The sequence below is a fragment of the Pantoea sp. SJZ147 genome (genome assembly GCF_007828605.1).
GTDB lineage: Bacteria > Pseudomonadota > Gammaproteobacteria > Enterobacterales > Enterobacteriaceae > Pantoea > Pantoea allii.
Genome location: NZ_VIVB01000005.1, coordinates 42,627 through 64,793, shown reverse-complemented (window position 1 = coordinate 64,793; position 22,167 = coordinate 42,627). Strand labels below are relative to the sequence as shown.

Genomic DNA, 22,167 nt, shown 5'->3' with positions numbered 1-22,167 from the left:
ATGGCTACAATCCATGTAGACGGTAAAGAATATGATGTGAACGGAGCGGACAACCTGCTACAGGCATGTCTGTCTCTGGGCCTTGATATTCCTTATTTTTGCTGGCATCCGGCGCTGGGAAGCGTGGGTGCCTGCCGCCAGTGTGCGGTAAAGCAATTCCAGAACGCTGAAGATACCCGCGGCCGCCTTGTCATGTCCTGTATGACGCCGGCGTCTGATGGCACCTTCATCTCTATTGATGATGGCGAAGCGAAAGAGTTCCGTGAAAGCGTGGTCGAGTGGTTGATGACGAACCACCCGCACGACTGTCCGGTATGTGAAGAGGGCGGTAACTGTCATCTGCAGGATATGACGGTGATGACCGGCCACAGCTTCCGTCGCTATCGCTTTACCAAACGCACCCATCGCAATCAGGATCTTGGCCCGTTCATTTCGCATGAAATGAACCGCTGTATTGCCTGCTATCGCTGCGTGCGTTACTACAAAGATTATGCTGATGGCACCGATCTGGGCGTTTATGGTGCCCATGACAACGTTTACTTCGGCCGCCCGGAAGACGGCACGCTGGAAAGCGAGTTTTCCGGTAACCTCGTTGAAATCTGCCCAACCGGCGTCTTCACCGATAAAACCCACTCTGAACGCTATAACCGTAAATGGGATATGCAGTTCGCGCCAAGCATCTGCCAGCAGTGCAGCGTAGGTTGTAACACCAGCCCGGGTGAGCGCTATGGTGAACTGCGCCGCATAGAAAACCGTTATAACGGCAGTGTTAACCACTATTTCCTGTGTGACCGTGGTCGCTTTGGTTACGGCTACGTGAACCTGAAAGATCGTCCTCATCATCCGGTGCAGTTACGGGGCAGCGACCGCGTAACGTTGAATGCAGAGCAGGCGGTGAACGTCGGTGCTGACGTTCTGCGTCAGGCGAAACGCGTGATTGGTATTGGCTCACCGCGCGCCAGCATCGAGAGTAACTTTGCGCTGCGTGAACTGGTCGGAGCCGAAAACTTCTCTACCGGTATGCCTGCGGGTGAGCAGGAGCGCCTTGAGCTGCTGTTAAAAGTGCTGCGCGAAGGTGGGATTTATACGCCGTCGCTGCGCGAAATTGAAAGCTATGACGCGGTGCTGGTGTTGGGTGAAGACCTGACGCAGGTCGGCGCGCGCGTTGCCCTGTCTGTTCGCCAGGCGGTGAAAGGCAAGGCCCGTGAAATGGCCGCTGCGCAGAAAGTCGCAGACTGGCAAATCGCGGCCATCATGAATATCGGTCAGCACGCTAAGCATCCACTCTTTGTTACCAACGTCGATGAAACGCGTCTCGATGATATTGCCGCATGGAGCTACCGTGCCCCAGTGGAAGATCAGGCACGTCTTGGATTTGCCATCGCCAATGCGCTGGACGAAACCGCCCCGGCCGTAAGCGATTTCGACCCTGCGCTGAACGGCAAGCTGGATGTGGTGGTACAGGCTCTGGCGGGTGCGAGAAAGCCGCTGATTATCTCCGGCGTCCACTCCGGCAGCCGCGCCATGATTGAAGCCGCAGCAAACGTGGCGAAAGCGCTTAAAGCACGCGGCGCAGAGGTGGGTATTACCTTACTGGCAAGCCATGCGAACAGCATGGGGCTGGGCCTGATGGGCGGAAACACCCTGGACCACGCGCTGGAGCAGCTGCAAAGCGGCGAAGCCGATGCGGTCGTCGTGCTGGAAAACGATCTTTATCGTCATGCGCCAAAAGCGCAGGTCGATGCCGCGCTGAATCATGCCGCTAATGTGATCGTGGTTGATCATCAACGCACCGCCACGCTGGAAAAAGCCGGACTGGTTCTTTCCGCTGCCAGCTTCGCAGAAAGTGACGGCACCTCGATTAACCATGAAGGCCGCGCACAGCGTTTCTTCCAGGTCTACGATCCTGCCTATTACGACAACAGCATCGTGATGCTTGAAAGCTGGCGCTGGCTGCATTCACTGCACAGCGCGCTGGAAAGCCGTCACGTTGACTGGACGCAGCTCGATCATGTTATTGACGCCGTGGTCGCCAGCCTGCCACAGCTTAAAGGCATTAAAGAAGCTGCACCGGATGCCAGCTTCCGTATTCGTGGTCAGAAACTGGCGCGTTCACCGCATCGTGCCAGTGGACGTACCGCCGCGCGCGCTAATATCAGCGTGCATGAGCCGCGTCAGCCACAGGATCAGGACACCATGTTTGCCTTCTCTATGGAAGGGAACAACCAGCCGAGCGCACCGCGTTCGCAGATTCCGTTTGCCTGGGCACCCGGCTGGAACTCACCTCAGGCATGGAACAAATTCCAGGATGAAGTGGGCGGTAAACTGCGTCACGGCGATCCCGGCGTTCGCCTGTTTGAGGCCAGCGAGGCGCAGTTAGCCTGGTTCAGCAGCGTACCAGGTGCTTATGCTACCACCGGTCAGTTCCGTGTCGCCCCTTACTACCAGTTGTTTGGTAGTGAAGAGATGACGCAGCGTGCGCCGGTAATCCAACAGCGTATGTCGGCACCGACTCTGGTGCTGAACCCGGGTGATGCGGCTAAGCTGGGCGTGAACAGCGGCGCATCCGTGGAATTAACCTGTGCCGGTGAAACCGTTCGCTTACCTGTGCGCTTCTCTTCTTCGCTGCAGGCAGGGCAGGTGGGCCTTCCACTCGGTCTGCCAGGCGTGCCGCCATTCCTGGCGAATGCAAAAATTGATTCTCTGCAGGAGGCGGCGCAATGAGCTGGTTAACTCCGGGTGTTATCGACATTCTGATCGCCGTGGGTAAAGCGCTGGTGATTCTGCTGGTTGTCGTGGGCTGTGGTGCGTTTATGAGCTTCGCCGAGCGTCGTTTGCTTGGCCTGTTCCAGAACCGCTACGGACCAAACCGCGTAGGCTGGGGCGGCTCCTTGCAGCTGGTTGCGGACATGATCAAGATGTTCTTTAAAGAGGACTGGGTTCCCCCCTTTACAGACCGCTTTATCTTTACCCTGGCGCCGGTAATTGCTTTTGTGTCACTGCTGCTGGCGTTTGCCATCGTACCGGTATCACCGACCTGGGTCGTCACTGACCTGAACATCGGGTTACTGTTCTTCCTGATGATGGCAGGCCTGGCGGTCTATGCGGTGCTGTTTGCTGGCTGGTCGAGTAACAACAAATACTCGCTGTTAGGTGCCATGCGTGCTTCTGCCCAGACGCTGAGTTATGAAGTGTTCCTGGGGCTGTCGCTGATGGGCGTAGTGGCGCAGGCGGGCTCGTTCAATATGACCGATATCGTCAACAGCCAGACGCACCTGTGGAACATCATCCCGCAGTTCTTTGGTTTTCTGACCTTCTGTATTGCGGGCGTCGCAGTGTGCCACCGTCATCCGTTTGACCAGCCAGAAGCTGAGCAAGAACTGGCCGACGGTTACCACATTGAATATGCCGGTATGAAGTTTGGCCTGTTCTTTGTGGGCGAATACGTTGCGATTACCACCGTTTCAGCGCTGATTGTTACGCTGTTCTTCGGTGGCTGGCATGGGCCTTTCCTGCCGCCATTCATCTGGTTCGCCCTGAAAACGGCGTTCTTTATGATGATGTTCATCCTGATTCGTGCTGCGCTTCCGCGTCCACGCTATGACCAGGTGCTGTCGTTCGGCTGGAAAGTGTGTCTGCCGTTGACGCTGTTGAACCTGCTGGCAACCGCCGCAGTCATTCTGTATACAGCGCAGTAAGGGGTAAACAAATGACATTAAAAGATATTGTCGTAGGCTTCGGCACGACAGTGCGCAGTATCTGGATGATAGGCATGCATGCCTTCGCGAAACGCGAAACCCAGATGTATCCGGAAGAGCCGGTCTACCTGCCACCACGCTATCGTGGTCGTATTGTACTGACCCGAGATCCCGACGGGGCAGAGCGTTGCGTTGCCTGTAACCTTTGTGCAGTAGCCTGCCCGGTAGGCTGTATTTCACTGCAAAAGGCCGAAACAAAAGACGGTCGCTGGTATCCAGAGTTCTTCCGCATTAACTTCTCACGCTGCATTTTCTGCGGTCTGTGTGAAGAGGCCTGCCCAACCACCGCTATCCAGCTGACGCCGGATTTCGAACTGGGCGAGTTCAAGCGTCAGGATCTGGTGTATGAGAAAGAAGACCTGCTGATCTCGGGGCCGGGTAAATATCCGGAATACAACTTCTACCGCATGGCAGGTATGGCGATTGACGGTAAAGATAAAGGTGACGCTGAAAACGAAGCGAAACCAATCGACGTCAAAGGCTTATTACCTTAAGGAGCAAGGCATGGAATTTGCGTTTTATCTTTGCGGACTGGTGGCGGTAGTGACGACGTTACGCGTTATCACCCACACTAATCCGGTACATGCGTTGCTGTACCTGATCGTTTCGCTGTTATCGGTGGCTGGCGTCTTTTTCTCCCTGGGTGCCTATTTTGCCGGTGCGCTGGAAATCATCGTTTATGCCGGTGCCATTATGGTGCTGTTCGTGTTCGTCGTGATGATGCTCAATCTGGGCAAAGCCACTGAAAAACAGGAACGCGAATGGCTGAGCCCGTCATTGTGGATTGGTCCCGGACTGGTTTCGTTTCTGCTGCTAGCGGTCATGATTTACGCCATCATGACAGCGCATGACCAGGGCATTGACGGTAAAATCATCGACGCAAAAGCGGTCGGTATTAGCCTGTTTGGCCCTTATGTCCTGGCGGTTGAACTGGCGTCAATGCTGCTGCTGGCCGGTCTGGTTGTGGCCTTCCATCTGGGACGCGAAGAGCGTCAGGGTGAAGTGCTGAGCAACCGTTCAAACGAAGCCGCGCAGGCGAATAAGGAGCAAGCATGATTCCGTTACAACATGGATTGATTCTGGCCGCGGTGCTGTTTGTCCTTGGACTGACCTCGCTGGTACTGCGCCGTAACCTGCTGTTTATGCTGATCAGCCTTGAAATCATGATCAACGCTGCGGCCCTGGCACTGGTCGTCGCGGGCAGCTACTGGGGACAGGCCGATGGTCAGGTGATGTATATTCTGGCAATCAGCCTCGCCGCAGCGGAAGCCAGTATTGGTCTGGCCTTGCTGCTTCAGCTCTATCGTCGTCGTCAGACGCTGAACATTGATATTGTGAGCGAGATGCGCGGATGAATCTTCTCTATTTAACTGTCTTGTTTCCGCTAATCGGCTTTTTGCTGTTAGCGTTTTCCCGTGGTCGCTGGTCAGAAAATTTATCGGCTGCTGTGGGAATGGGATCGGTGGGGTTAGCCGCACTGACGACCGTTTTTGTTGGCTTCGACTTCTTTGCTAACGGGCAGCAGGTCTTCACTCAGGCGCTGTGGACCTGGATTCACGTGGGCAATTTCAACATCCAGGTCAATCTGACCCTGGATGGCCTGTCACTGACCATGCTGTCGGTGGTCACCGGCGTCGGTTTCCTGATCCATATGTTCGCCTCCTGGTACATGCGCGGAGAAGAGGGCTATTCCCGCTTCTTCGCCTATACCAACCTGTTTATCGCCAGCATGGTGGTTCTGGTGCTGGCGGATAACCTGATGCTGATGTATCTGGGCTGGGAAGGGGTAGGGTTGTGCTCCTACTTACTGATTGGCTTCTACTACAGCAATCCAGAAAACGGCAAAGCGGCGATGAAAGCTTTTATCATCACGCGCGTCGGCGATGTGTTTCTGGCTTTTGCCCTGTTCATTCTTTACAACGAACTGGGTACGCTCAACTTCCGCGAAATGGTTGAACTGGCACCGGCACACTTTGCCGCCGACAATCACATGCTGCAGTGGGCGACCCTGATGCTGTTAGGCGGTGCGGTCGGTAAATCTGCCCAGCTGCCTTTACAGACCTGGCTGGCGGATGCAATGGCAGGTCCAACACCGGTATCGGCACTGATTCACGCCGCGACCATGGTGACGGCGGGTGTGTACCTGATTGCCCGCACACATGGCCTGTTCCTGCTGACGCCTGAAGTGCTGCATCTGGTCGGCATTATCGGTGCCATTACCCTGGTGCTTGCCGGTTTTGCCGCGCTGGTTCAGACGGACATCAAACGTGTTCTCGCTTACTCCACCATGAGCCAGATTGGCTATATGTTCCTGGCGCTGGGCGTACAGGCGTGGGATGCCGCGATTTTCCACCTGATGACTCACGCCTTCTTTAAAGCCTTACTGTTCCTCTCTTCAGGTTCGGTTATTCTGGCCTGCCACCACGAGCAGAACATCTTTAAGATGGGCGGACTGCGTAAAAGTATCCCGCTGGTTTATACCTGCTTCCTGGTCGGCGGCGCGGCGCTGGCGGCACTGCCGCTGATTACCGCAGGTTTCTACAGTAAAGATGAAATCCTGTTTGGTGCGCTGGCTAACGGTCATCTTAACCTGATGGTTGCGGGTCTGGTGGGGGCGTTCCTGACCTCAATCTATACCTTCCGCATGATCTTCATCGTGTTCCACGGCGAAGAGAAAATTCATGCTCATGCGGGTAAAGGCATTACCCATCATCTGCCGCTGATTGTACTGCTGGTGCTCTCCACCTTTATTGGCGCATTAATTACTCCACCGCTGGCGGGTGTTTTACCGGCTAATGAGTTTGGTGAAAACGGTAAAGTGACGCTGGAGATCGCTTCTGGTCTGGTCGCCGTTGCCGGCATCGTTATTGCTGCCGCGCTCTGGCTGGGCAAGCGTCAACTGGTTACCCGCATCGCCAATAGCGGCCCGGGCCGGTTCTTTGGCACCTGGTGGTTCGCCGCCTGGGGCTTCGACTGGCTCTACGATAAAGTGTTTGTCAAACCTTACCTGGGCATTGCGTGGCTGTTGAAACGCGATCCGCTTAACGGCTTGATGAACCTGCCTGCGTTGCTTTCACGTATCGCCAATAAAGGTCTGGTGGTGAGTGAAAACGGTTATCTGCGCTGGTACGTGGCGTCGATGAGCGTGGGTGCTGTCGTGGTTCTGGCCCTGTTGCTGGTAATTTAAAGATTGATGAGCGGGTAGGTGTGAAAACTTACCCATTAAGAATGTCAAAGATTGTCTGATGTAAGGGCGTAATCGGCGCAGTCCGTTTCGCCACCGCCAGCGCACAGCAACCGGAGCGTACTGAAGTACGTGAGGATGCGAGCACTGCCGGGGGCGAAACGGGCAAGTGAGATAGCCCGAGCCAGGACAAAAAAAAGGGAAGTATGCCGTGTTATTACCTTGGCTAATTTTCATACCCTTCTTCGGTGGTTTTATCTGCTGGCTCACCGAGCGCTTCGGCGCGAAGGTGCCACGCTGGATTGCCCTGATCACCATGGGGCTGACGTTGGCGCTTTCACTGCAGCTCTGGTTGCAGGGTGGCTATTCACTGACGCAGGCAGCGGGTATTCCGCAGTGGCAATCGAGCTTCTCAGTACCCTGGATTCCTCGTTTCGGCATTAATTTCCATTTAGCGCTTGATGGCCTTTCGCTGTTAATGGTGGTGCTGACTGGACTGCTCGGCCTGATGGCTGTGCTGTGTTCATGGAACGAGATCGAGAAGTATCAGGGATTCTTCCATCTTAACCTGATGTGGATTCTGGGCGGCGTTATCGGTGTGTTCCTTGCCATCGACATGTTCCTGTTTTTCTTCTTCTGGGAAATGATGCTGGTGCCGATGTACTTCCTCATTGCACTGTGGGGACATAAGGCATCGGACGGTAAGACACGTATCACCGCCGCCACCAAATTCTTTATTTATACCCAGGCGTCAGGTCTGGTGATGCTGATTGCGATTCTGGCGCTGGTGTTTGTTCATTACAACGCTACCGGCGTCTGGACCTTCAACTACGAACAGTTGTTGAAAACGCCAATGTCGCACACCGTTGAATATCTGCTGATGCTGGGCTTCTTTATCGCGTTTGCGGTGAAAATGCCGGTGGTGCCACTGCACGGCTGGCTGCCGGATGCGCACAGTCAGGCACCGACAGCCGGTTCAGTGGACCTGGCGGGTATTCTGCTGAAAACCGCAGCCTATGGTTTGCTGCGCTTCAGCCTGCCGCTGTTTCCCAACGCCTCGGCTGAGTTTGCACCTGTCGCGATGTGGTTAGGTATTATCGGTATCTTCTACGGCGCATGGATGGCGTTCTCGCAGACTGATATTAAACGACTGATTGCCTACACCTCGATTTCACACATGGGCTTTGTGCTGATTGCGATTTACACCGGTAGCCAGCTGGCTATGCAGGGCGCAGTGGTACAGATGATTGCGCACGGTTTGTCGGCGGCGGCACTGTTCATCCTGTGTGGACAGTTGTATGAGCGTCTGCACACGCGTGACATGCGTCAGATGGGCGGTCTGTGGTCGCGTATCAAATGGATTCCGGGTTTATCACTGTTCTTTGCTGTCGCCAACCTGGGGATGCCGGGCACCGGTAACTTCGTGGGTGAGTTTATGATCCTCACCGGCAGCTTCCAGATCGTCCCTGTCATTATTGTGATTGCGACCTTTGGTCTGGTTTTCGCTTCGGTTTATTCGCTGGTAATGATGCAGCGTGCCTATTACGGTGAAGCGAAATCTAAAGATCCACTGCCGGGAATGTCGGCACGTGAATTCATGACCATTGGCGTGCTCGTGGTTCTGCTGGTGCTGCTGGGTATTTATCCACAGCCGATTCTGGATACCTCACATGCTGCAATGAGCAATATTCAGCAGTGGTTTACCGCTTCAATTTCAACTACAAGGCCGTAATTCGCCATGACAATAACTCCTCAACAATTGATCGCGTTGCTGCCGCTGTTAATCGTCGGATTGACGGTGGTGGTTGTGATGCTGTCCATTGCCTGGCGACGCAACCACTTTGTTAACGCCACGCTAACGGTGGTTGGCCTGAACCTGGCTCTGCTGTCACTCTATTTTGTGGGCCATGTCGGGGCGATGGACGTCACGCCGCTGTTGCGCGTCGACGCTTATTCGATGTTCTATACCGCACTGGTGATGCTGGCCAGCCTGGCAACCTGTACCTTCGCCTATCCGTGGCTGGCAACATTCCCGGATAACAAGGACGAGTTCTATCTGCTGGTATTGATTGCCGCGCTGGGCGGTATTGTGCTGTCAGCCTCTAACCACCTTGCGTCGCTGTTTATTGGTATTGAACTGCTGTCTCTGCCGCTGTTTGGGTTGATTGGTTACGCGTTCCGCCAGAAACGTTCTCTGGAAGCGGCCCTGAAATATACCATCTTGTCGGCGGCAGCATCGTCTTTCCTGCTGTTTGGTATCGCGCTGATTTACGCTGACTCCGGCAACCTGGGCTTTGTCAGCCTGGGCAAAAGCCTCACTGACAGCATGATTCAGGAACCGCTGTTGCTAGTGGGCCTGGGTATGCTGATTATCGGCCTGGGCTTTAAGCTGTCGCTGGTGCCGTTCCACCTGTGGACGCCAGATGTGTATCAAGGCGCGCCTGCACCTGTGTCAACCTTCCTGGCAACCGCCAGTAAAATTGCCATTTTTGGTGTTGTCATGCGTCTGTTCATGTACGCGCCGGTCACGGACAGCGAAGCCGTGCGGACGGTACTGGGCATTATCGCCTTTGTTTCCATCCTGTTCGGTAACCTGATGGCGATTTCGCAGAGCAACATCAAGCGTCTGCTGGGTTACTCGTCTATCGCCCATTTGGGTTACCTGCTGGTCGCGCTGATCGCGGTTAAAGATCATCAGCTGTCGCTGGAAACCTCTGGGGTTTACCTGGCGGGTTATCTGTTCAGCAGCCTGGGTGCGTTTGGTGTCGTGAGCCTGATGTCGAGCCCGTATCGTGGCCCGGACGCCGATTCACTCTACTCCTACCGTGGCCTGTTCTGGCATCGTCCGATTCTGTCTGCGGTAATGACCGTAATGATGCTGTCACTGGCCGGTATTCCAATGACGCTGGGCTTTATCGGTAAGTTCTACGTTATTGCCTCAGGTGTCAGTGCTCACCTGTGGTGGCTGACCGGTGCGGTCGTGGTCGGTAGTGCGATTGGCCTGTATTACTATCTGCGCGTTACTGTCAGTCTGTACCTCAGTCCACCAGAACTGCTGAGCCGCGATACGCCAGCGAACTGGGCTTTCACCGCCGGTGGTGTTGTGGTGCTGATTTCTGCGATTCTGGTGCTGCTGTTGGGTGTTTATCCACAGCCGTTAATCAGACTGGTACAAATGGCCCAGCCGCTGATGTAAGTTTACGCCGTTACACTGAATCAGGCCTCCGGGCCTGATTTTTTTTGCCTTGATCCTGTCCCGTCAGTCCTTTGGTCAGTTCAAACCCGCTTGCTTCTAATGATGCGTCCACCTTCCCGTTATAAAATGCCTATCTTCATTCTGTTTCCATAGTTTCCTGCTGAAATGGGCCATACCTTGCTATCAGGAGTATCCGCTATGGATCGTCGCCGTTTTCTGACAGGTTTGGCAGCTGCATGGGTTGCCGCCAGGAGTACCGTTTCCCAGGCTCAGCCATCCGCTTACTCACAAAGGGTGGTGCCGCTCTGGCCTGGCACACCGCCGGGCGGCGGCGGACCGGAAGGCCAGATCGAGACGCTGCCTTCAGGGGCGCAACGTCATATCGCCATTCCGACCTTAACGGTGTTAAGTCCCAGCGTGTCGAACGGTCATGTTGTTCTGATAGCCGGGGGCGGCGGCTATCAGCGCATTGAGATGGCAAAAGAGTCCTGGCCTGCAGCGCGCTGGTTAACCGCACGCGGCTATACCGCAGCGGTGCTGCGCTACCGTCTTCCCGGTGAGGGCTGGACTGATGGGAATGAAGTGGCCTTACAGGACGCCCAGCGCGCGCTGCGGCTGTTAAGACCGCAGGCAAAGCGGTTAACGGTGCTGGGTTTTTCAGCCGGTGCGCATCTGCTCGGGATGGCAGTGACCCGGCATCAGCTTCACAGCTACCCAGCCATGGATGCCCTGGACAGCACGCCCGCTTATGCTGATGCTGCTGCGTTGATCTATCCGGTCATCACCCTGGAAGCGCCTTATACGCACACGGCAACGCACCGTATGTTAGTCGGTGCGCATGCCACGGCGGCAGAAGATGCAGCCTGGTCAGTGCAGAATTATGTGACATCAACATCGCCCCCTTTTTTTCTGGTCCAGGCCGAGGACGATCCGGTTTCCGATCCCCATAACACACTGATTATGGCTCGTGCCTGCCAACAGCATCAGGTTGACGTGGAGATGTATCGTTATCTCACGGGCGGTCATGGGTTTGGCATGGGAAAACCCGGAACGCCCACCGTCGCCTGGCCTGGGCATTATCAACGCTGGCTGCAGAAAGGGTAGCATTGTAGATTAGTATTATTGCGCCGCCGGGCAGTCAGCCCATTGTGATAAGGATAAGAGATGCAAATCAGTTGGCTGGATCTTCACCAGCAAGCCATAACCGTACCGCAGCTTTATGCGGCGCTGGTCCTGCGCTGCAAGGTGTTCGTGGTGGAGCAAAACTGTGCCTATCTGGACGTCGATGGCCTGGATTTGCAGGCCGATAACCGCCATGTGTTGGGCATGGCGCAGGATGATCTGCTCGCGTATGCCCGCATTTTGTCACCGGATAGCCCGCAGGCAGACGTCACCATCGGGCGCGTGATCGTTTCTGATAAGGCGCGTGGTCTGAATCTGGGAAACCAGCTCATGGCGCAGGCGATAGCCAGTTGTGAGCAGCACTGGCCGGGACATTCGCTGTTTCTTTCCGCCCAGGCGCATCTCCAGGCTTTCTATCAGCGACATGGCTTTGTTGCGGTCAGCGACAGCTATCTTGAAGATGGCATTGCCCATATTGATATGCGCAGAGCAGAACAGGCTGGCGAATGAGTCTGACTGTACACTGGGCGAAACGGAGCAGGTTTGAAAAGAGAGGCGTGCTGACGGGTGCGCATTCACCACGCGCTGCAGGAGATGATGGGCAAAAAAAATGCATCCCGGCAGAGCGCCTGGGATGCATTTAGGTCAAGCCTGAACGATTAACTCACCGTCATCTGACGGTCATCAACGTATTTACGCTGATCCGGCGGCGGCGGAACGTACTGATAGAGCCAGGTTTCACTCAGGGTTTCCTCTTTTGTTCGCAGGAACAGACGCATTTCAACCGGTTTGACGGCGTCGCTGTTGGGATACCAGTCGAACAGAATGCGGTAGCCCTTGATGGGTTCGACATAGAGAATCTCAACCTGTTTGAAGGTACCGGATGAAACGGTAATTACCGGCTCAATCCCTTTCGCTGCGGCGGCCTGCAAATCACCACCGATGAAATCGATAGCAAAGCGACGGCACCAGACATCCGGGAAGTGCTCGCCGGGTGCCCAGCCTTCAGGGAAACCACCGATGCCGGTACGGGTTGCATCCACGCGCGCCAGATCGCTCTGTACAGGCGGCAGGGCACTCCAGTAAAGCTTGTAGGCAAAACTGTATTCGCTGCCGGCTTTAATGGGCTCAGCGGGCTGCCAGAAGCAAACAATGTTATCGAGCGTTTCACCGGTCGTCGGAATTTCCATCAGGTTGATGGCGCCTTTGCCCCATTTGCCTACTGGTTCAACCCACAGGCTCGGACGTTTGTTATACCAGCCGATAACGTCCTGATAATTCTCGAAGTCATGGTCAAGCTGCAGCAGACCAAAACCGCGTGGGTTTTCATCTTCATAGGCGTTGAACTGCAAACGCTGAGGATTATTCAACGGACGGGCAATCCACTCCCCTTTACCGCTCCACATCGCCAGGCGATCGGAGTCGTGAATCTGTGGGTGATAGGTATTACACATGCGACGTTCGTTAGTGCCGCAGCTGAACATACTGGTCATCGGCGAAATGCCTAACTGGCGAATGTCCTTGCGGGCAAAGAGATGGTTTTCAATCTCCATCACTACGCGTTCGGCTTCGCAGTGAATGACAAACTTATAGGCGCCGGTGATGCTGGCTCCGTCCAGTAAGGCATAGCAGGTAAACGTGGTGTCCTCGGCTTTCGGCGTTTCAAACCAGAACGCCGTAAAGTCGGGGAACTCTTCCTGACCATTACTGAACGTGTTGATTGCCACGCCACGGGCGGACAGGCCGTACTGATAAGTGTCATCGACCGCACGGAAGTAACTGGCACCCAGGAAAGAGACGATATCCCGGCGGGCCAGCTCAGGCTTTTTAAACGCGCGGAAGCCCGCAAAGCCAAGATCGGTTTTGCCTTCCAGCTGTTTGGTGTCGACTTTGGCATCGTTGTAATTAAACAACTCAGGACGGAAATGAATTTCACGTGCTTCACGGCTGGCGCTGTCCACGGAGAACATGCGGATGCGGCGTTTGAATCCCATTCCTACGTGAAAGAACTGCACATCCAGTTCGCGATTGGGAATATTGTTCCACAGAGAGTGGCTGGCATCATACTGAATGTCGTTGTATGCCTGCGGTGTCAGGGTCGCCAGCGTGGGTGGAAGAGGGCCGGGTGCGCCGCCCCAGGGTTTTTTAGCCAGCGCGGCCGCACTCTTCTTCAACTCATCGAAATCGAAGCGTACTGCGGTTCCGTCAGCAATGCCATCGTCTGCCCAGGCGGATTGCGCGAACAGCGTCGATAAGCCTGTCATCCCGCTTACTGCGGAGAAGGCCATTGACGCTTTCATAAACATTCTTCGATTCATGCCAGAGATCATTCCTTAGCTGTTCGAGTTTGTTGTGACTGTCGTGTCAGCACATTGTTATGCACATGGCCTGATTATTACAGGCAACAGCAGGGTACGACAGTCGGCGTAGAGAAAAATTCAGTTCGCTAAAAATTTATCAGATAAATCAAATAAGCGAAGCGAAATTACGGCCAGCAGGCCATCTCTTACACTTCTTTGCGTAGCGCTCAGCGTGACACAGATTGACTCGCGTTCGGTTTACTTATGCTGATTTTCAGGCGATTCCTGGTCGGGTTCCGCGCAAAGCCCTATTTTATGGCTATAGTTACCTTTGTGCTTTGCAATTCACATGGAGGAAATGATGGTAAAACAGACTGAACCTTTCGAAACAGGCTATGACGACGATATCGCACTGCTGACCGAAACGCTGGAAGAAGTGCTGAAGTCATCAGGCGATCCGGCCGACCAGAAATATATCGAACTCAAAACCAAAGCTGAACGAGCGCTGGAAGATGTAAAGTCACGTGTTAGTCAGGCATCCGATAGCTACTACTATCGTGCTAAGCAGGTGGCTTACCGTGCTGATGACTACGTACATGAGAAACCGTGGAAAGGCATCGGCATCGGTGCGACTGCGGGACTGATTTTAGGCTTGCTGCTGGCTCGCCGTTAATCGTAACGTGCACTACATCACGTACAACGGGCAGGCTTCGTCCTGTCCGTTTTGTTTTTGAATTCCGGCTTCTTCGCACCCGCATTGTTAGTCTCGCTGTTTTACTCTCCCGCCTGTCCCGCCAGAAAAGGGCTTATTCCGTGCTAAATCCGCCTTACAGATTGTGTTTTACGCAGGGGCTTCCTAAAGTGAAGTGACTGGCACAAGGAGAAAGAACGTGATTAGAGTTGAAATGCTGTCCACGGGCGATGAAGTGTTACATGGTCAAATCGTCGATACCAACGCGGCCTGGCTGGCTGATGTGTTATTTCAGCACGGGCTGCCGATGACCAGCCGTACGACGGTCGGTGACTCCCTGTCATCGCTGGTGGAGACGCTACAGGCGCGTAGCCTTGAGGCGGACGTTCTCATCGTCAACGGCGGTCTGGGCCCTACCAGCGACGATCTCAGTGCTCAGGCGGCGGCCAAAGCGAGCGGGGTAGCGCTGGTCATGCAGGAAGACTGGCTGGAAACCATGGAGGCCTGGTTCGCCAGCCGCGGACGGGTGATGGCAGACAGCAATCGCAAGCAGGCAGAAATCCCCGCTAACGCTGAAATGCTGGATAACCCGGTCGGTACCGCCTGTGGGTTCGCCATGCAACTCAACCGCTGCTGGTTGTTTTTCACCCCTGGCGTGCCTTCAGAATTTAAAGTGATGGTTGAGCAACAAATCATTCCCCGCCTGAGAGACAAATTTGAACTGCCCGAGCCGCCGCTTTGTCTGCGCCTGACCACTTTTGGTCGTGGGGAAAGTGACATTGCCAATGAGCTGGAGCCGCTGCCCCTGCCAGAGAACGTGTTAATGGGCTACCGCTCGTCGATGCCCATTATCGAAATCAAACTGACCGGACCGGCCGCCCAGCGTGTTGCAATGGAGCAGGTCTGGCAACAGGTGCGTTTGCTGCTGGCGGAGTGCACGATTTTTGAAGGCACCGAGGGGCTGCCTGCACTGTTGGCGCGTGAGCTGCATCAGCGTAACTGGCGCCTGGCGATTAGCGAGCAGTACACCGCAGGTTTACTGAACTGGCAGCTGGCTTCAGCTGAGGTTCCCCTGAGCGCCACCGAAATTTTACCGCAGCAGGACGAAAGTCTTGAAGTACAGGTAATGCGTACTCAGGCGCTGGCGGCGAGGCTTCAGACACCGTTAGCCCTGTCGGTAGGCAATCTACACGAAGGCGAAATCTCCGTTGCGCTCCATACGCCAGAGGCCACATGGGGGCAACGCGTGAAGTTCAGCCACGGTCGCCACAACCTGGAAACCCGGCAAAAAGTCGTGGCGATGATGGCGATGAATATGCTGCGGCGCTGGTTGCACGGCAGTGAGGTAAGCACAGGCCACGGCTGGATTGACGTAATCGAAACGGTTAAGCATTAAGGATTACAGGGCCGCATTGCGTGAAGGCGGCCCTGCACATCCGGGCTGTTTGTTCGGCTCTTCTGCACGAACGCTACTCCGGTCTCGGCTGGCATGATGCCGTAGGCTGCAGTAATCCCCCCGCCAGCACGTTAAATGTCGCCGTCACTTTCGCTAAGGTCGCCTGAGGATCATCACTGGCGGCCACCCACAATGCGGCAGTAAAAGCGGCACCGTTGAGCAAGCGGGCTGCCGCTTCGACGTCCACCGGCTTCACTACTCCGTTCTTAACCATCTCACTCAGCGCGCTTTGCGTGGCAGCCAGGCAGGCGTTCTGGCTGGGCCAGAGAGAGGGATCGCCAAGAAAGGCCGGGCCATCCAGTAACACAATGCGCTGGACTTCAGGGTCGAGCGCCATGTGAATGTACGCGATCCCTTCCTCCAGTAGCTGGTTCCAGCTGTCTTTTATACCCGCCGCTCTCTCTTTGGCCCGATGGGCTATTTCGCTATCGACTTCCGCTACAACGGCGGCGAGCAGGCCGCGCTTATCGCCAAAGTTGTGGTAGAGCGCTCCCCGGGTTAACCCGACGCTGGCAGTAAGCTCATCCATAGAAGCGGCTGCAAAGCCTTTTTCTGCAAACGCTTTGCGTGCTGCGGATATCAGTTTGACGCGATTCTCTTCCATCGTGACCGCGCGTGGCCGTGCTGTCATCTCTCCTCCTTTTCAGATACGTACCGTATTTGGCTTTGACATACGACGCGTATCTGTGTTCTATTTCATATACGCCATGTATCTTAAATCAAGCAGGTGATGCGTGCATGACTTACTGACCGTAAATCGATTAAAGGTGATTGTATGATGACTCGTGAGGCCGTATTTCCCGAAGGACGCCATGCGCTGTATGACATGCATGGGTATTCTGCTGCCATCCGCTCTGGTGACCTGCTGTTTGTCTCCGGCCAGGTCGGCAGCCGCACAGACGGCACGCCAGAGCCGGATTTTGCCGCTCAGGTAGCGCTTGCCTTTGATAACCTGCGGCAAACCCTGGCGGCGGCGGGCTGCACATTGGACGATCTTATCGACGTCACCACCTTTCATACCGATCCTGAACATCAGTTTGAAACCATCATGCAGGTAAAGAATGCCCTGTTTCCTCAGGCACCTTATCCCAACTGGACGGCGGTCGGCGTGACCTGGCTGGCGGGGTTTGATTTTGAAATTAAGGTGATTGCGCGTATTCCCTGAACTATCCGTGGATATAAAAAAAACCGCAACCCGGTCGGGATTACGGTTTTTAAACGCGGACGGCTCAGGCGTTAAAGCTCAAGCTCAATGTCGCCTTTCGCCTTACAGCAGCAGGGCAGAATCTCGCCCTGTTCAATGAAAGCCAGCGGCGTTTCCGCATAGTCGACCTCACCGCTCAGCAGCCGCATACGGCAGGAGCCGCAGTAGCCTTCGCGGCACTGGAATTCAACACACAGATTGTTGGCTTCCAGCATGGTCAGCAGGTTAGGGTGATCGTCTGCGCACTCCAGTCGGGTACCGGAGCTGCGCAGAATAACAACAGAACGGCTCATTATTACAGCTGGAAGTCGTCGAAGTCGTTTTCACCCACTTCGGAGTCAATCTGACCGACCAGGTAAGAGCTGACTTCCACTTCCTGCGGGGCCACCTGAACGTTGTCCGACACCAGCCAGGCGTTAATCCAGGGAATCGGGTTCGAGCGTGTTTCAAACGGCAGGTCGAGGCCAACTGCCTGCATACGAATATTAGTGATGTATTCAATATACTGGCACAGGATATCTTTGTTCAGGCCGATCATTGAGCCGCCGCTGAACAGGTATTCCGCCCACTCTTTTTCCTGCAACGCCGCTTTCTTAAACAGCTCAAAACACTCCTGACGACACTCAGCGGCAATCTCTTTCATTTCAGGATCGTCTTCGCCCGTGCGCAGCAGGTTCAGCATGTGCTGGGTGCCGGTCAGATGTAAGGCTTCATCGCGGGCAATCAGCTTGATGATTTTCGCATTCCCTTCCATCAGCTCACGCTCGGCGAACGCGAATGAACAGGCAAAGCTAACGTAGAAACGAATCGCTTCCAGCGCATTGACACTCATCAGGCAGATATAAAGCTGCTTTTTCAGCGCACGCAGGCTGACGGTAACGGACTTACCCGCGACCTGATGTGTGCCTTCACCTAACAGATGCCAGTAGCTGGTCATCTCAATCAGGTCATCGTAGTACTTCGAGATATCCTGGGCACGCGCCAGAATCTGCTGGTTGGTGACGATATCGTCAAACACCACAGCCGGATCGTTGACGATGTTGCGGATGATGTGCGTATAAGAGCGCGAGTGAATCGTCTCTGAGAACGCCCAGGTTTCGATCCAGGTTTCCAGTTCAGGAATGGAGATCAGCGGCAGGAGCGCCACGTTCGGGCTGCGTCCCTGAATCGAATCCAGCAAGGTCTGGTACTTCAGGTTGCTGATGAAAATGTGTTTTTCATGATCGGGCAGTGCCTGGTAGTCGATGCGGTCACGTGAAACATCAACCTCTTCAGGACGCCAGAAGAAGGAGAGCTGCTTTTCGATCAGTTTTTCAAAGATGTCGTATTTCTGCTGGTCAAAACGCGCCACGTTAACGGACTGACCGAAAAACATCGGCTCTTTCAACTGGTCATTTTTGTTCTGTGAAAAAGTGGAGTAAGCCATAAAAACTGTCCAAAGTAGACGAGGCTCAGCACCGGCCTCGCGGGAAAATGTGGGCGGGAAAGGCTTCCCGCCCGACCGTCAGATCTTACAGGCGCCGCTCTCGCAGCCATCATCCTGAATAGAAGGTGCCAGATCATCCTGTGCATCTTCCGCACCATCACGGGTGTTTTGATAATAGAGTGTCTTCACGCCAAACTTGTAGGCGGTCAGCAGATCTTTTAACAACTGCTTCATCGGCACTTTGCCGTTGGCAAAACGTGACGGATCGTAGTTGGTGTTAGACGAAATCGCCTGGTCGACGAATTTCTGCATCACGCCGACCAGTTGCAGGTAACCATCGTTCGACGGCATATCCCACAGCAGTTCGTACTGATCTTTAAGGCGCTCATACTCCGGCACAACCTGACGCAGGATACCGTCTTTGGATGCCTTGATGCTGATATGACCACGCGGTGGCTCAATACCATTGGTTGCGTTTGAAATCTGCGATGAGGTTTCAGACGGCATCAGCGCGGACAGCGTCGAGTTACGCAGACCGTGGGTTTTAATCTGCTCACGCAGGGTTTCCCAGTCCAGGTGCAGCGGCTCATTACAGATCGCATCCAGATCTTTCTTGTAGGTGTCGATCGGCAGCACGCCCTGCGCATAAGTGGTTTCATTGAACCACGGGCAGGCACCTTGCTCTTTCGCCAGCTCATTGGACGCTTTCAGCAGGTAGTACTGAATGGCTTCAAACGTTTTGTGCGTCAGACCATTGGCACTGCCGTCGGAGTAACGTACACCGTGTTTCGCCAGGTAGTAAGCAAAGTTAATTACGCCAATACCCAGCGTACGGCGACCCATAGCACCGCGTTGTGCGGCCGGGATAGGGTAGTCCTGATAATCGAGCAGGGCATCCAGTGCACGCACCGCGAGTGTTGCCAGCTCTTCCAGGTCGTCCAGGCTTTCGATGGCACCCAGGTTAAAGGCTGACAGCGTGCACAACGCGATTTCACCGTTGTCGTCGTTAACGTCGCTCATCGGTTTGGTTGGCAGTGCAATTTCCAGGCACAGGTTAGACTGGCGCACGGGAGCAATGCTGGCGTCAAACGGGCTGTGCGTGTTGCAGTGATCGACGTTCTGGATATAGATACGGCCCGTTGAGGCGCGTTCCTGCATCATCAGCGAGAACAGGTCAACCGCTTTGACACGCTGCTTACGAATGCTGCTGTCTTTTTCGTATTTGGTATAGAGACGCTCAAATTCGTCCTGATCGGCAAAGAACGCATCATACAGGCCAGGCACGTCTGACGGACTGAACAGCGTGATGTCTTCGCCTTTAAGCAGACGCTGGTACATCAGTTTGTTGAGCTGCACGCCATAGTCCATATGACGAACGCGGTTGCCTTCAACGCCACGGTTGTTCTTCAGAACTAACAGGCTTTCGACTTCCAGATGCCACATGGGATAGAACAGTGTGGCTGCACCACCACGGACGCCGCCCTGCGAACAGGATTTTACGGCGGTCTGGAAGTGTTTGTAGAACGGAATACAGCCGGTATGGAAGGCTTCACCGCCGCGGATAGGGCTACCCAACGCGCGGATACGGCCGGCGTTAATCCCAATGCCCGCACGCTGAGAAACGTATTTCACAATCGCACTGGAAGTGGCATTGATGGAGTCCAGACTGTCGCCGCACTCAATCAGCACGCATGAGCTGAACTGACGCGTAGGCGTACGCACACCGGACATGATGGGCGTCGGCAGTGAGATTTTAAAGGTCGAGATCGCATCATAGAAACGCTTGATGTAATCCATGCGGGTCGCACGAGGATAAGCTGAGAACAGGCAGGCTGCGACCAGGATATACAGGAACTGTGCGCTTTCATAGATTTCACCGGATACACGGTTCTGAGCCAGATATTTGCCTTCTAACTGCTTCACCGCCGCGTAGGAAAAATTCATGTCACGCCAGTGGTCGAGAAAGCCGTCCATCTGCTCGAACTCTTCACGGCTGTAGTCTTCCAGCAGATGGCGGTCGTACTTACCCAGATCGACCATCTTAACAACCTGATCGTACAGGGCTGGGGGTTCAAACTGACCGTAAGCTTTCTTGCGCAGGTGGAAAATAGCCAGTCGCGCAGCCAGATACTGATAGTCAGGGGCATCGCGAGAAATGAGGTCTGCAGCGGCCTTAATGATAGTTTCATGGATGTCAGACGTTTTGATGCCATCATAAAACTGAATGTGGGAACGCAGCTCTACCTGTGAAACCGACACATTGTTCAGCCCTTCGGCCGCCCAGTCGAGGACACGGTGAATTTTGTCGAGATCAATGCGCTCCTGGCGGCCATCGCGTTTAGTAACGAGCAGACTTTGGTTCATGTCGCGTTTTTACCTTTGCGTGAGTATCCAATAATTAAAAGAAATCCCGATTTATGCACAGCATATTCATTGTGAATAATGTTGTGGATAAACACTACATCTTGGGGTTGTCGAAGATATGTATAACAATATGGAGGCTTATTCTAGTATTTTGCTGGCGCTTAACAAGAGGAAAAAATGATGTCTACGGGGGTTGTATTTTCTAAGGGTTTTCTTAAGCCGCGTCTCGTAAGGCCGCAGGTCATGTCAACCATCCAGAGAAAATATTGCAATTTATGATCGACCGCTGATTTTTCAAACATTGCGCAAGTTTTTCAAACACCAGAAAGCAGGCATCAGCAAAATGTGCAAATGTCACGGCTCCGATGACACAGAACTGCCCCATGGGAAAATTAGCGCGAGCAGATGACAACAGGATGACAGCAGCGTGGGCAGAGCCGCACGCTGCGGCGGATCAGGCGTCGCCGTAGTGGGCGTGTATCATGTAGTTCACATCAACACCGTTACCCAGACGAAACTTATCGGTGATGGGGTTGTAGTGCAGGCCAATCATATTGCGCTCACGCAGTGGCGTTTCATCGACCCAGCCCAGCAGTTCGGAAGGGCGGATAAATTTTTTCACATCATGCGTGCCGCGCGGCACCATGCGCAGAACATACTCAGCGCCAAAAATAGCCATCAGCCAGGCTTTGGGATTACGGTTAATGGTAGAAAAGAACACCTCACCGCCGGGTTTCACCAGCTGCGCGCAGGCGTGCACCACCGAACGCGGATCGGGCACATGTTCCAGCATTTCCATGCAGGTCACCACATCGTATTCGCCCGCGTGTTGGCTGGCGTGCTCTTCCACCGTCTGCTGCACATAGCTGAGCGTGACGCCGCTTTCCAGCGCGTGCAGACGCGCGACTTCCAGCGGTTCAGCGCCCATATCCAATCCGGTGACCACTGCGCCTTCCCGTGCCATGCTTTCGGCCAGGATACCGCCGCCACAGCCGACATCCAGCACCTTCTTGCCAAACAGCCCGTTGCTGTGTTGTGCAATATAGCCCAGCCGCAGAGGGTTAATACGGTGCAGCGGTTTAAATTCGCCCTCCAGATCCCACCAGCGCGAGGCAACGGCCTCAAACTTGGCAATTTCCTTATGGTCAACGTTCTGACCGCTTTCCTGTGAAGTTGAAATCATAACCTTGTTACTCCGGCTAATAGCGTTGATGGTTGGGAGTATACCTCAAGCTGAACCAGGCCGTAGGCTGAAGAGTCAGCAGTCATAGCCAAACCTGGCTTAAATCGAAAGGCACGATGACAAAAGAGAATGTTTCACTGGCAAGCCGAAAGGAGGGAGCAACTGAAATGTGATTATGTTATCAGCACTATCAGAATGATGACCGGAAGCTAAAGATGGCCTGATCGCAGTTGGCGTAAGGGTAAAACGGCGAGACAAAAAACGCGCTTACGTTATGTGTTTT

General features: G+C 54.4%; 19 protein-coding genes. 13 read left to right on the top strand and 6 right to left on the bottom strand.

Translation table 11 applies throughout. The features are described 5' to 3' along the window. The 10 genes from nuoG (at position 1) to FBY13_RS08845 (ending at position 11,770) form a co-directional block, all read left to right on the top strand. Complete coding sequence (gene nuoG, locus FBY13_RS08890; RefSeq protein WP_145393984.1) at positions 1 to 2,724, top strand: NADH-quinone oxidoreductase subunit NuoG; 2,724 nt, start codon at positions 1 to 3, stop codon at positions 2,722 to 2,724. Further along, the gene (nuoH, locus tag FBY13_RS08885; RefSeq protein WP_096010880.1) at positions 2,721 to 3,698 is read left to right on the top strand and encodes an NADH-quinone oxidoreductase subunit NuoH; all 978 of its coding nucleotides are present in this window, start codon (positions 2,721 to 2,723) and stop codon (positions 3,696 to 3,698) included. The genes nuoG and nuoH overlap by 4 nt, the downstream gene beginning before the upstream one ends. Before the next feature lie 11 nt (positions 3,699 to 3,709). Continuing rightward, on the top strand, positions 3,710 to 4,252 hold the full coding sequence (gene nuoI / locus FBY13_RS08880; protein WP_006120020.1) for an NADH-quinone oxidoreductase subunit NuoI: 543 nt from the start codon (positions 3,710 to 3,712) through the stop codon (positions 4,250 to 4,252). Between the two features lie 10 nt (positions 4,253 to 4,262). Beyond that, a complete protein-coding gene (nuoJ, locus tag FBY13_RS08875; RefSeq protein WP_063880292.1) occupies positions 4,263 to 4,814 on the top strand; it encodes an NADH-quinone oxidoreductase subunit J in 552 nt (183 codons plus the stop codon). Further along, entirely contained in the window at positions 4,811 to 5,113 is a 303-nt protein-coding gene (gene nuoK, locus FBY13_RS08870) for an NADH-quinone oxidoreductase subunit NuoK (protein ID WP_013026506.1), read from the top strand. The genes nuoJ and nuoK overlap by 4 nt, the downstream gene beginning before the upstream one ends. Then, positions 5,110 to 6,945 carry an NADH-quinone oxidoreductase subunit L gene (gene nuoL / locus FBY13_RS08865; protein WP_063880291.1) on the top strand — a complete coding sequence of 612 codons (1,836 nt, stop codon included), beginning with the start codon at positions 5,110 to 5,112 and terminating at the stop codon, positions 6,943 to 6,945. Before nuoK ends, nuoL begins: the two co-directional genes overlap by 4 nt. 208 nt (positions 6,946 to 7,153) lie before the next feature. Further along, the gene (nuoM, locus tag FBY13_RS08860; RefSeq protein WP_063880290.1) at positions 7,154 to 8,674 is read left to right on the top strand and encodes an NADH-quinone oxidoreductase subunit M; all 1,521 of its coding nucleotides are present in this window, start codon (positions 7,154 to 7,156) and stop codon (positions 8,672 to 8,674) included. Between the two features lie 6 nt (positions 8,675 to 8,680). Beyond that, positions 8,681 to 10,138, top strand: a complete 1,458-nt coding sequence (gene nuoN, locus FBY13_RS08855) for an NADH-quinone oxidoreductase subunit NuoN (protein ID WP_063880289.1) — start codon at positions 8,681 to 8,683, stop codon at positions 10,136 to 10,138. 198 nt (positions 10,139 to 10,336) lie between these two features. After that, complete coding sequence (locus FBY13_RS08850; protein WP_109717407.1) at positions 10,337 to 11,242, top strand: alpha/beta hydrolase; 906 nt, start codon at positions 10,337 to 10,339, stop codon at positions 11,240 to 11,242. 60 nt (positions 11,243 to 11,302) lie between these two features. Next, the gene (locus tag FBY13_RS08845; protein WP_145393983.1) at positions 11,303 to 11,770 is read left to right on the top strand and encodes a GNAT family N-acetyltransferase; all 468 of its coding nucleotides are present in this window, start codon (positions 11,303 to 11,305) and stop codon (positions 11,768 to 11,770) included. Positions 11,771 to 11,919: 149 nt separating this feature from the next. Here the strand turns inward: FBY13_RS08845 and FBY13_RS08840 are convergent, their stop codons facing one another. After that, on the bottom strand, positions 11,920 to 13,578 hold the full coding sequence (locus FBY13_RS08840; protein WP_145393982.1) for a glucan biosynthesis protein D: 1,659 nt from the start codon (positions 13,576 to 13,578) through the stop codon (positions 11,920 to 11,922). Between the two features lie 343 nt (positions 13,579 to 13,921). On the opposite strand from FBY13_RS08840, the gene elaB reads away from it, so the two are divergent. Beyond that, positions 13,922 to 14,233, top strand: coding sequence for a stress response protein ElaB (elaB, locus tag FBY13_RS08835; RefSeq protein ID WP_063880285.1), 312 nt, complete (start codon positions 13,922 to 13,924; stop codon positions 14,231 to 14,233). A 217-nt stretch (positions 14,234 to 14,450) separates the two neighbouring features. Then, positions 14,451 to 15,647, top strand: a complete 1,197-nt coding sequence (locus FBY13_RS08830; protein ID WP_145393981.1) for a nicotinamide mononucleotide deamidase-related protein YfaY — start codon at positions 14,451 to 14,453, stop codon at positions 15,645 to 15,647. Between the two features lie 73 nt (positions 15,648 to 15,720). On the opposite strand, the gene FBY13_RS08825 is transcribed toward FBY13_RS08830, so the two are convergent. After that, the gene (locus tag FBY13_RS08825) at positions 15,721 to 16,338 is read right to left on the bottom strand and encodes a TetR/AcrR family transcriptional regulator (RefSeq protein WP_063880283.1); all 618 of its coding nucleotides are present in this window, start codon (positions 16,336 to 16,338) and stop codon (positions 15,721 to 15,723) included. Positions 16,339 to 16,482: 144 nt separating this feature from the next. Between FBY13_RS08825 and FBY13_RS08820 the strand changes: the two genes are divergently transcribed. After that, positions 16,483 to 16,872, top strand: coding sequence for a RidA family protein (locus tag FBY13_RS08820; protein WP_063880282.1), 390 nt, complete (start codon positions 16,483 to 16,485; stop codon positions 16,870 to 16,872). Between the two features lie 71 nt (positions 16,873 to 16,943). Here the strand turns inward: FBY13_RS08820 and yfaE are convergent, their stop codons facing one another. The 4 genes from yfaE to ubiG form a co-directional block, all read right to left on the bottom strand. Continuing rightward, on the bottom strand, positions 16,944 to 17,204 hold the full coding sequence (gene yfaE, locus FBY13_RS08815) for a class I ribonucleotide reductase maintenance protein YfaE (protein WP_063880281.1): 261 nt from the start codon (positions 17,202 to 17,204) through the stop codon (positions 16,944 to 16,946). A 2-nt stretch (positions 17,205 to 17,206) separates the two neighbouring features. Further along, positions 17,207 to 18,337, bottom strand: a complete 1,131-nt coding sequence (nrdB, locus tag FBY13_RS08810; RefSeq protein ID WP_063880280.1) for a class Ia ribonucleoside-diphosphate reductase subunit beta — start codon at positions 18,335 to 18,337, stop codon at positions 17,207 to 17,209. Positions 18,338 to 18,415: 78 nt separating this feature from the next. Then, positions 18,416 to 20,701 carry a class 1a ribonucleoside-diphosphate reductase subunit alpha gene (gene nrdA / locus FBY13_RS08805; protein WP_063880279.1) on the bottom strand — a complete coding sequence of 762 codons (2,286 nt, stop codon included), beginning with the start codon at positions 20,699 to 20,701 and terminating at the stop codon, positions 18,416 to 18,418. Positions 20,702 to 21,155: 454 nt separating this feature from the next. Then, a complete protein-coding gene (gene ubiG / locus FBY13_RS08800; RefSeq protein ID WP_145393980.1) occupies positions 21,156 to 21,884 on the bottom strand; it encodes a bifunctional 2-polyprenyl-6-hydroxyphenol methylase/3-demethylubiquinol 3-O-methyltransferase UbiG in 729 nt (242 codons plus the stop codon). Positions 21,885 to 22,167: the final 283 nt, after the last annotated feature.

Excerpts from the sequence above, each read along its gene's own strand:
- yfaE (WP_063880281.1), bottom strand. The coding sequence starts at position 17,204 with ATGAGCCGTTCTGTTGTTATTCTGCGCAGCTCCGGTACCCGACTGGAG.
- nrdA (WP_063880279.1), bottom strand. The coding sequence starts at position 20,701 with ATGAACCAAAGTCTGCTCGTTACTAAACGCGATGGCCGCCAGGAGCGC.
- nuoI (WP_006120020.1), top strand. The coding sequence starts at position 3,710 with ATGACATTAAAAGATATTGTCGTAGGCTTCGGCACGACAGTGCGCAGT.
- FBY13_RS08820 (WP_063880282.1), top strand. The coding sequence starts at position 16,483 with ATGATGACTCGTGAGGCCGTATTTCCCGAAGGACGCCATGCGCTGTAT.
- nuoJ (WP_063880292.1), top strand. The coding sequence starts at position 4,263 with ATGGAATTTGCGTTTTATCTTTGCGGACTGGTGGCGGTAGTGACGACG.
- FBY13_RS08850 (WP_109717407.1), top strand. The coding sequence starts at position 10,337 with ATGGATCGTCGCCGTTTTCTGACAGGTTTGGCAGCTGCATGGGTTGCC.
- elaB (WP_063880285.1), top strand. The coding sequence starts at position 13,922 with ATGGTAAAACAGACTGAACCTTTCGAAACAGGCTATGACGACGATATC.
- FBY13_RS08825 (WP_063880283.1), bottom strand. The coding sequence starts at position 16,338 with ATGACAGCACGGCCACGCGCGGTCACGATGGAAGAGAATCGCGTCAAA.
- nrdB (WP_063880280.1), bottom strand. The coding sequence starts at position 18,337 with ATGGCTTACTCCACTTTTTCACAGAACAAAAATGACCAGTTGAAAGAG.
- FBY13_RS08840 (WP_145393982.1), bottom strand. The coding sequence starts at position 13,578 with ATGAATCGAAGAATGTTTATGAAAGCGTCAATGGCCTTCTCCGCAGTA.
- nuoG (WP_145393984.1), top strand. The coding sequence starts at position 1 with ATGGCTACAATCCATGTAGACGGTAAAGAATATGATGTGAACGGAGCG.
- nuoL (WP_063880291.1), top strand. The coding sequence starts at position 5,110 with ATGAATCTTCTCTATTTAACTGTCTTGTTTCCGCTAATCGGCTTTTTG.
- nuoK (WP_013026506.1), top strand. The coding sequence starts at position 4,811 with ATGATTCCGTTACAACATGGATTGATTCTGGCCGCGGTGCTGTTTGTC.
- nuoH (WP_096010880.1), top strand. The coding sequence starts at position 2,721 with ATGAGCTGGTTAACTCCGGGTGTTATCGACATTCTGATCGCCGTGGGT.
- nuoN (WP_063880289.1), top strand. The coding sequence starts at position 8,681 with ATGACAATAACTCCTCAACAATTGATCGCGTTGCTGCCGCTGTTAATC.
- ubiG (WP_145393980.1), bottom strand. The coding sequence starts at position 21,884 with ATGATTTCAACTTCACAGGAAAGCGGTCAGAACGTTGACCATAAGGAA.
- FBY13_RS08845 (WP_145393983.1), top strand. The coding sequence starts at position 11,303 with ATGCAAATCAGTTGGCTGGATCTTCACCAGCAAGCCATAACCGTACCG.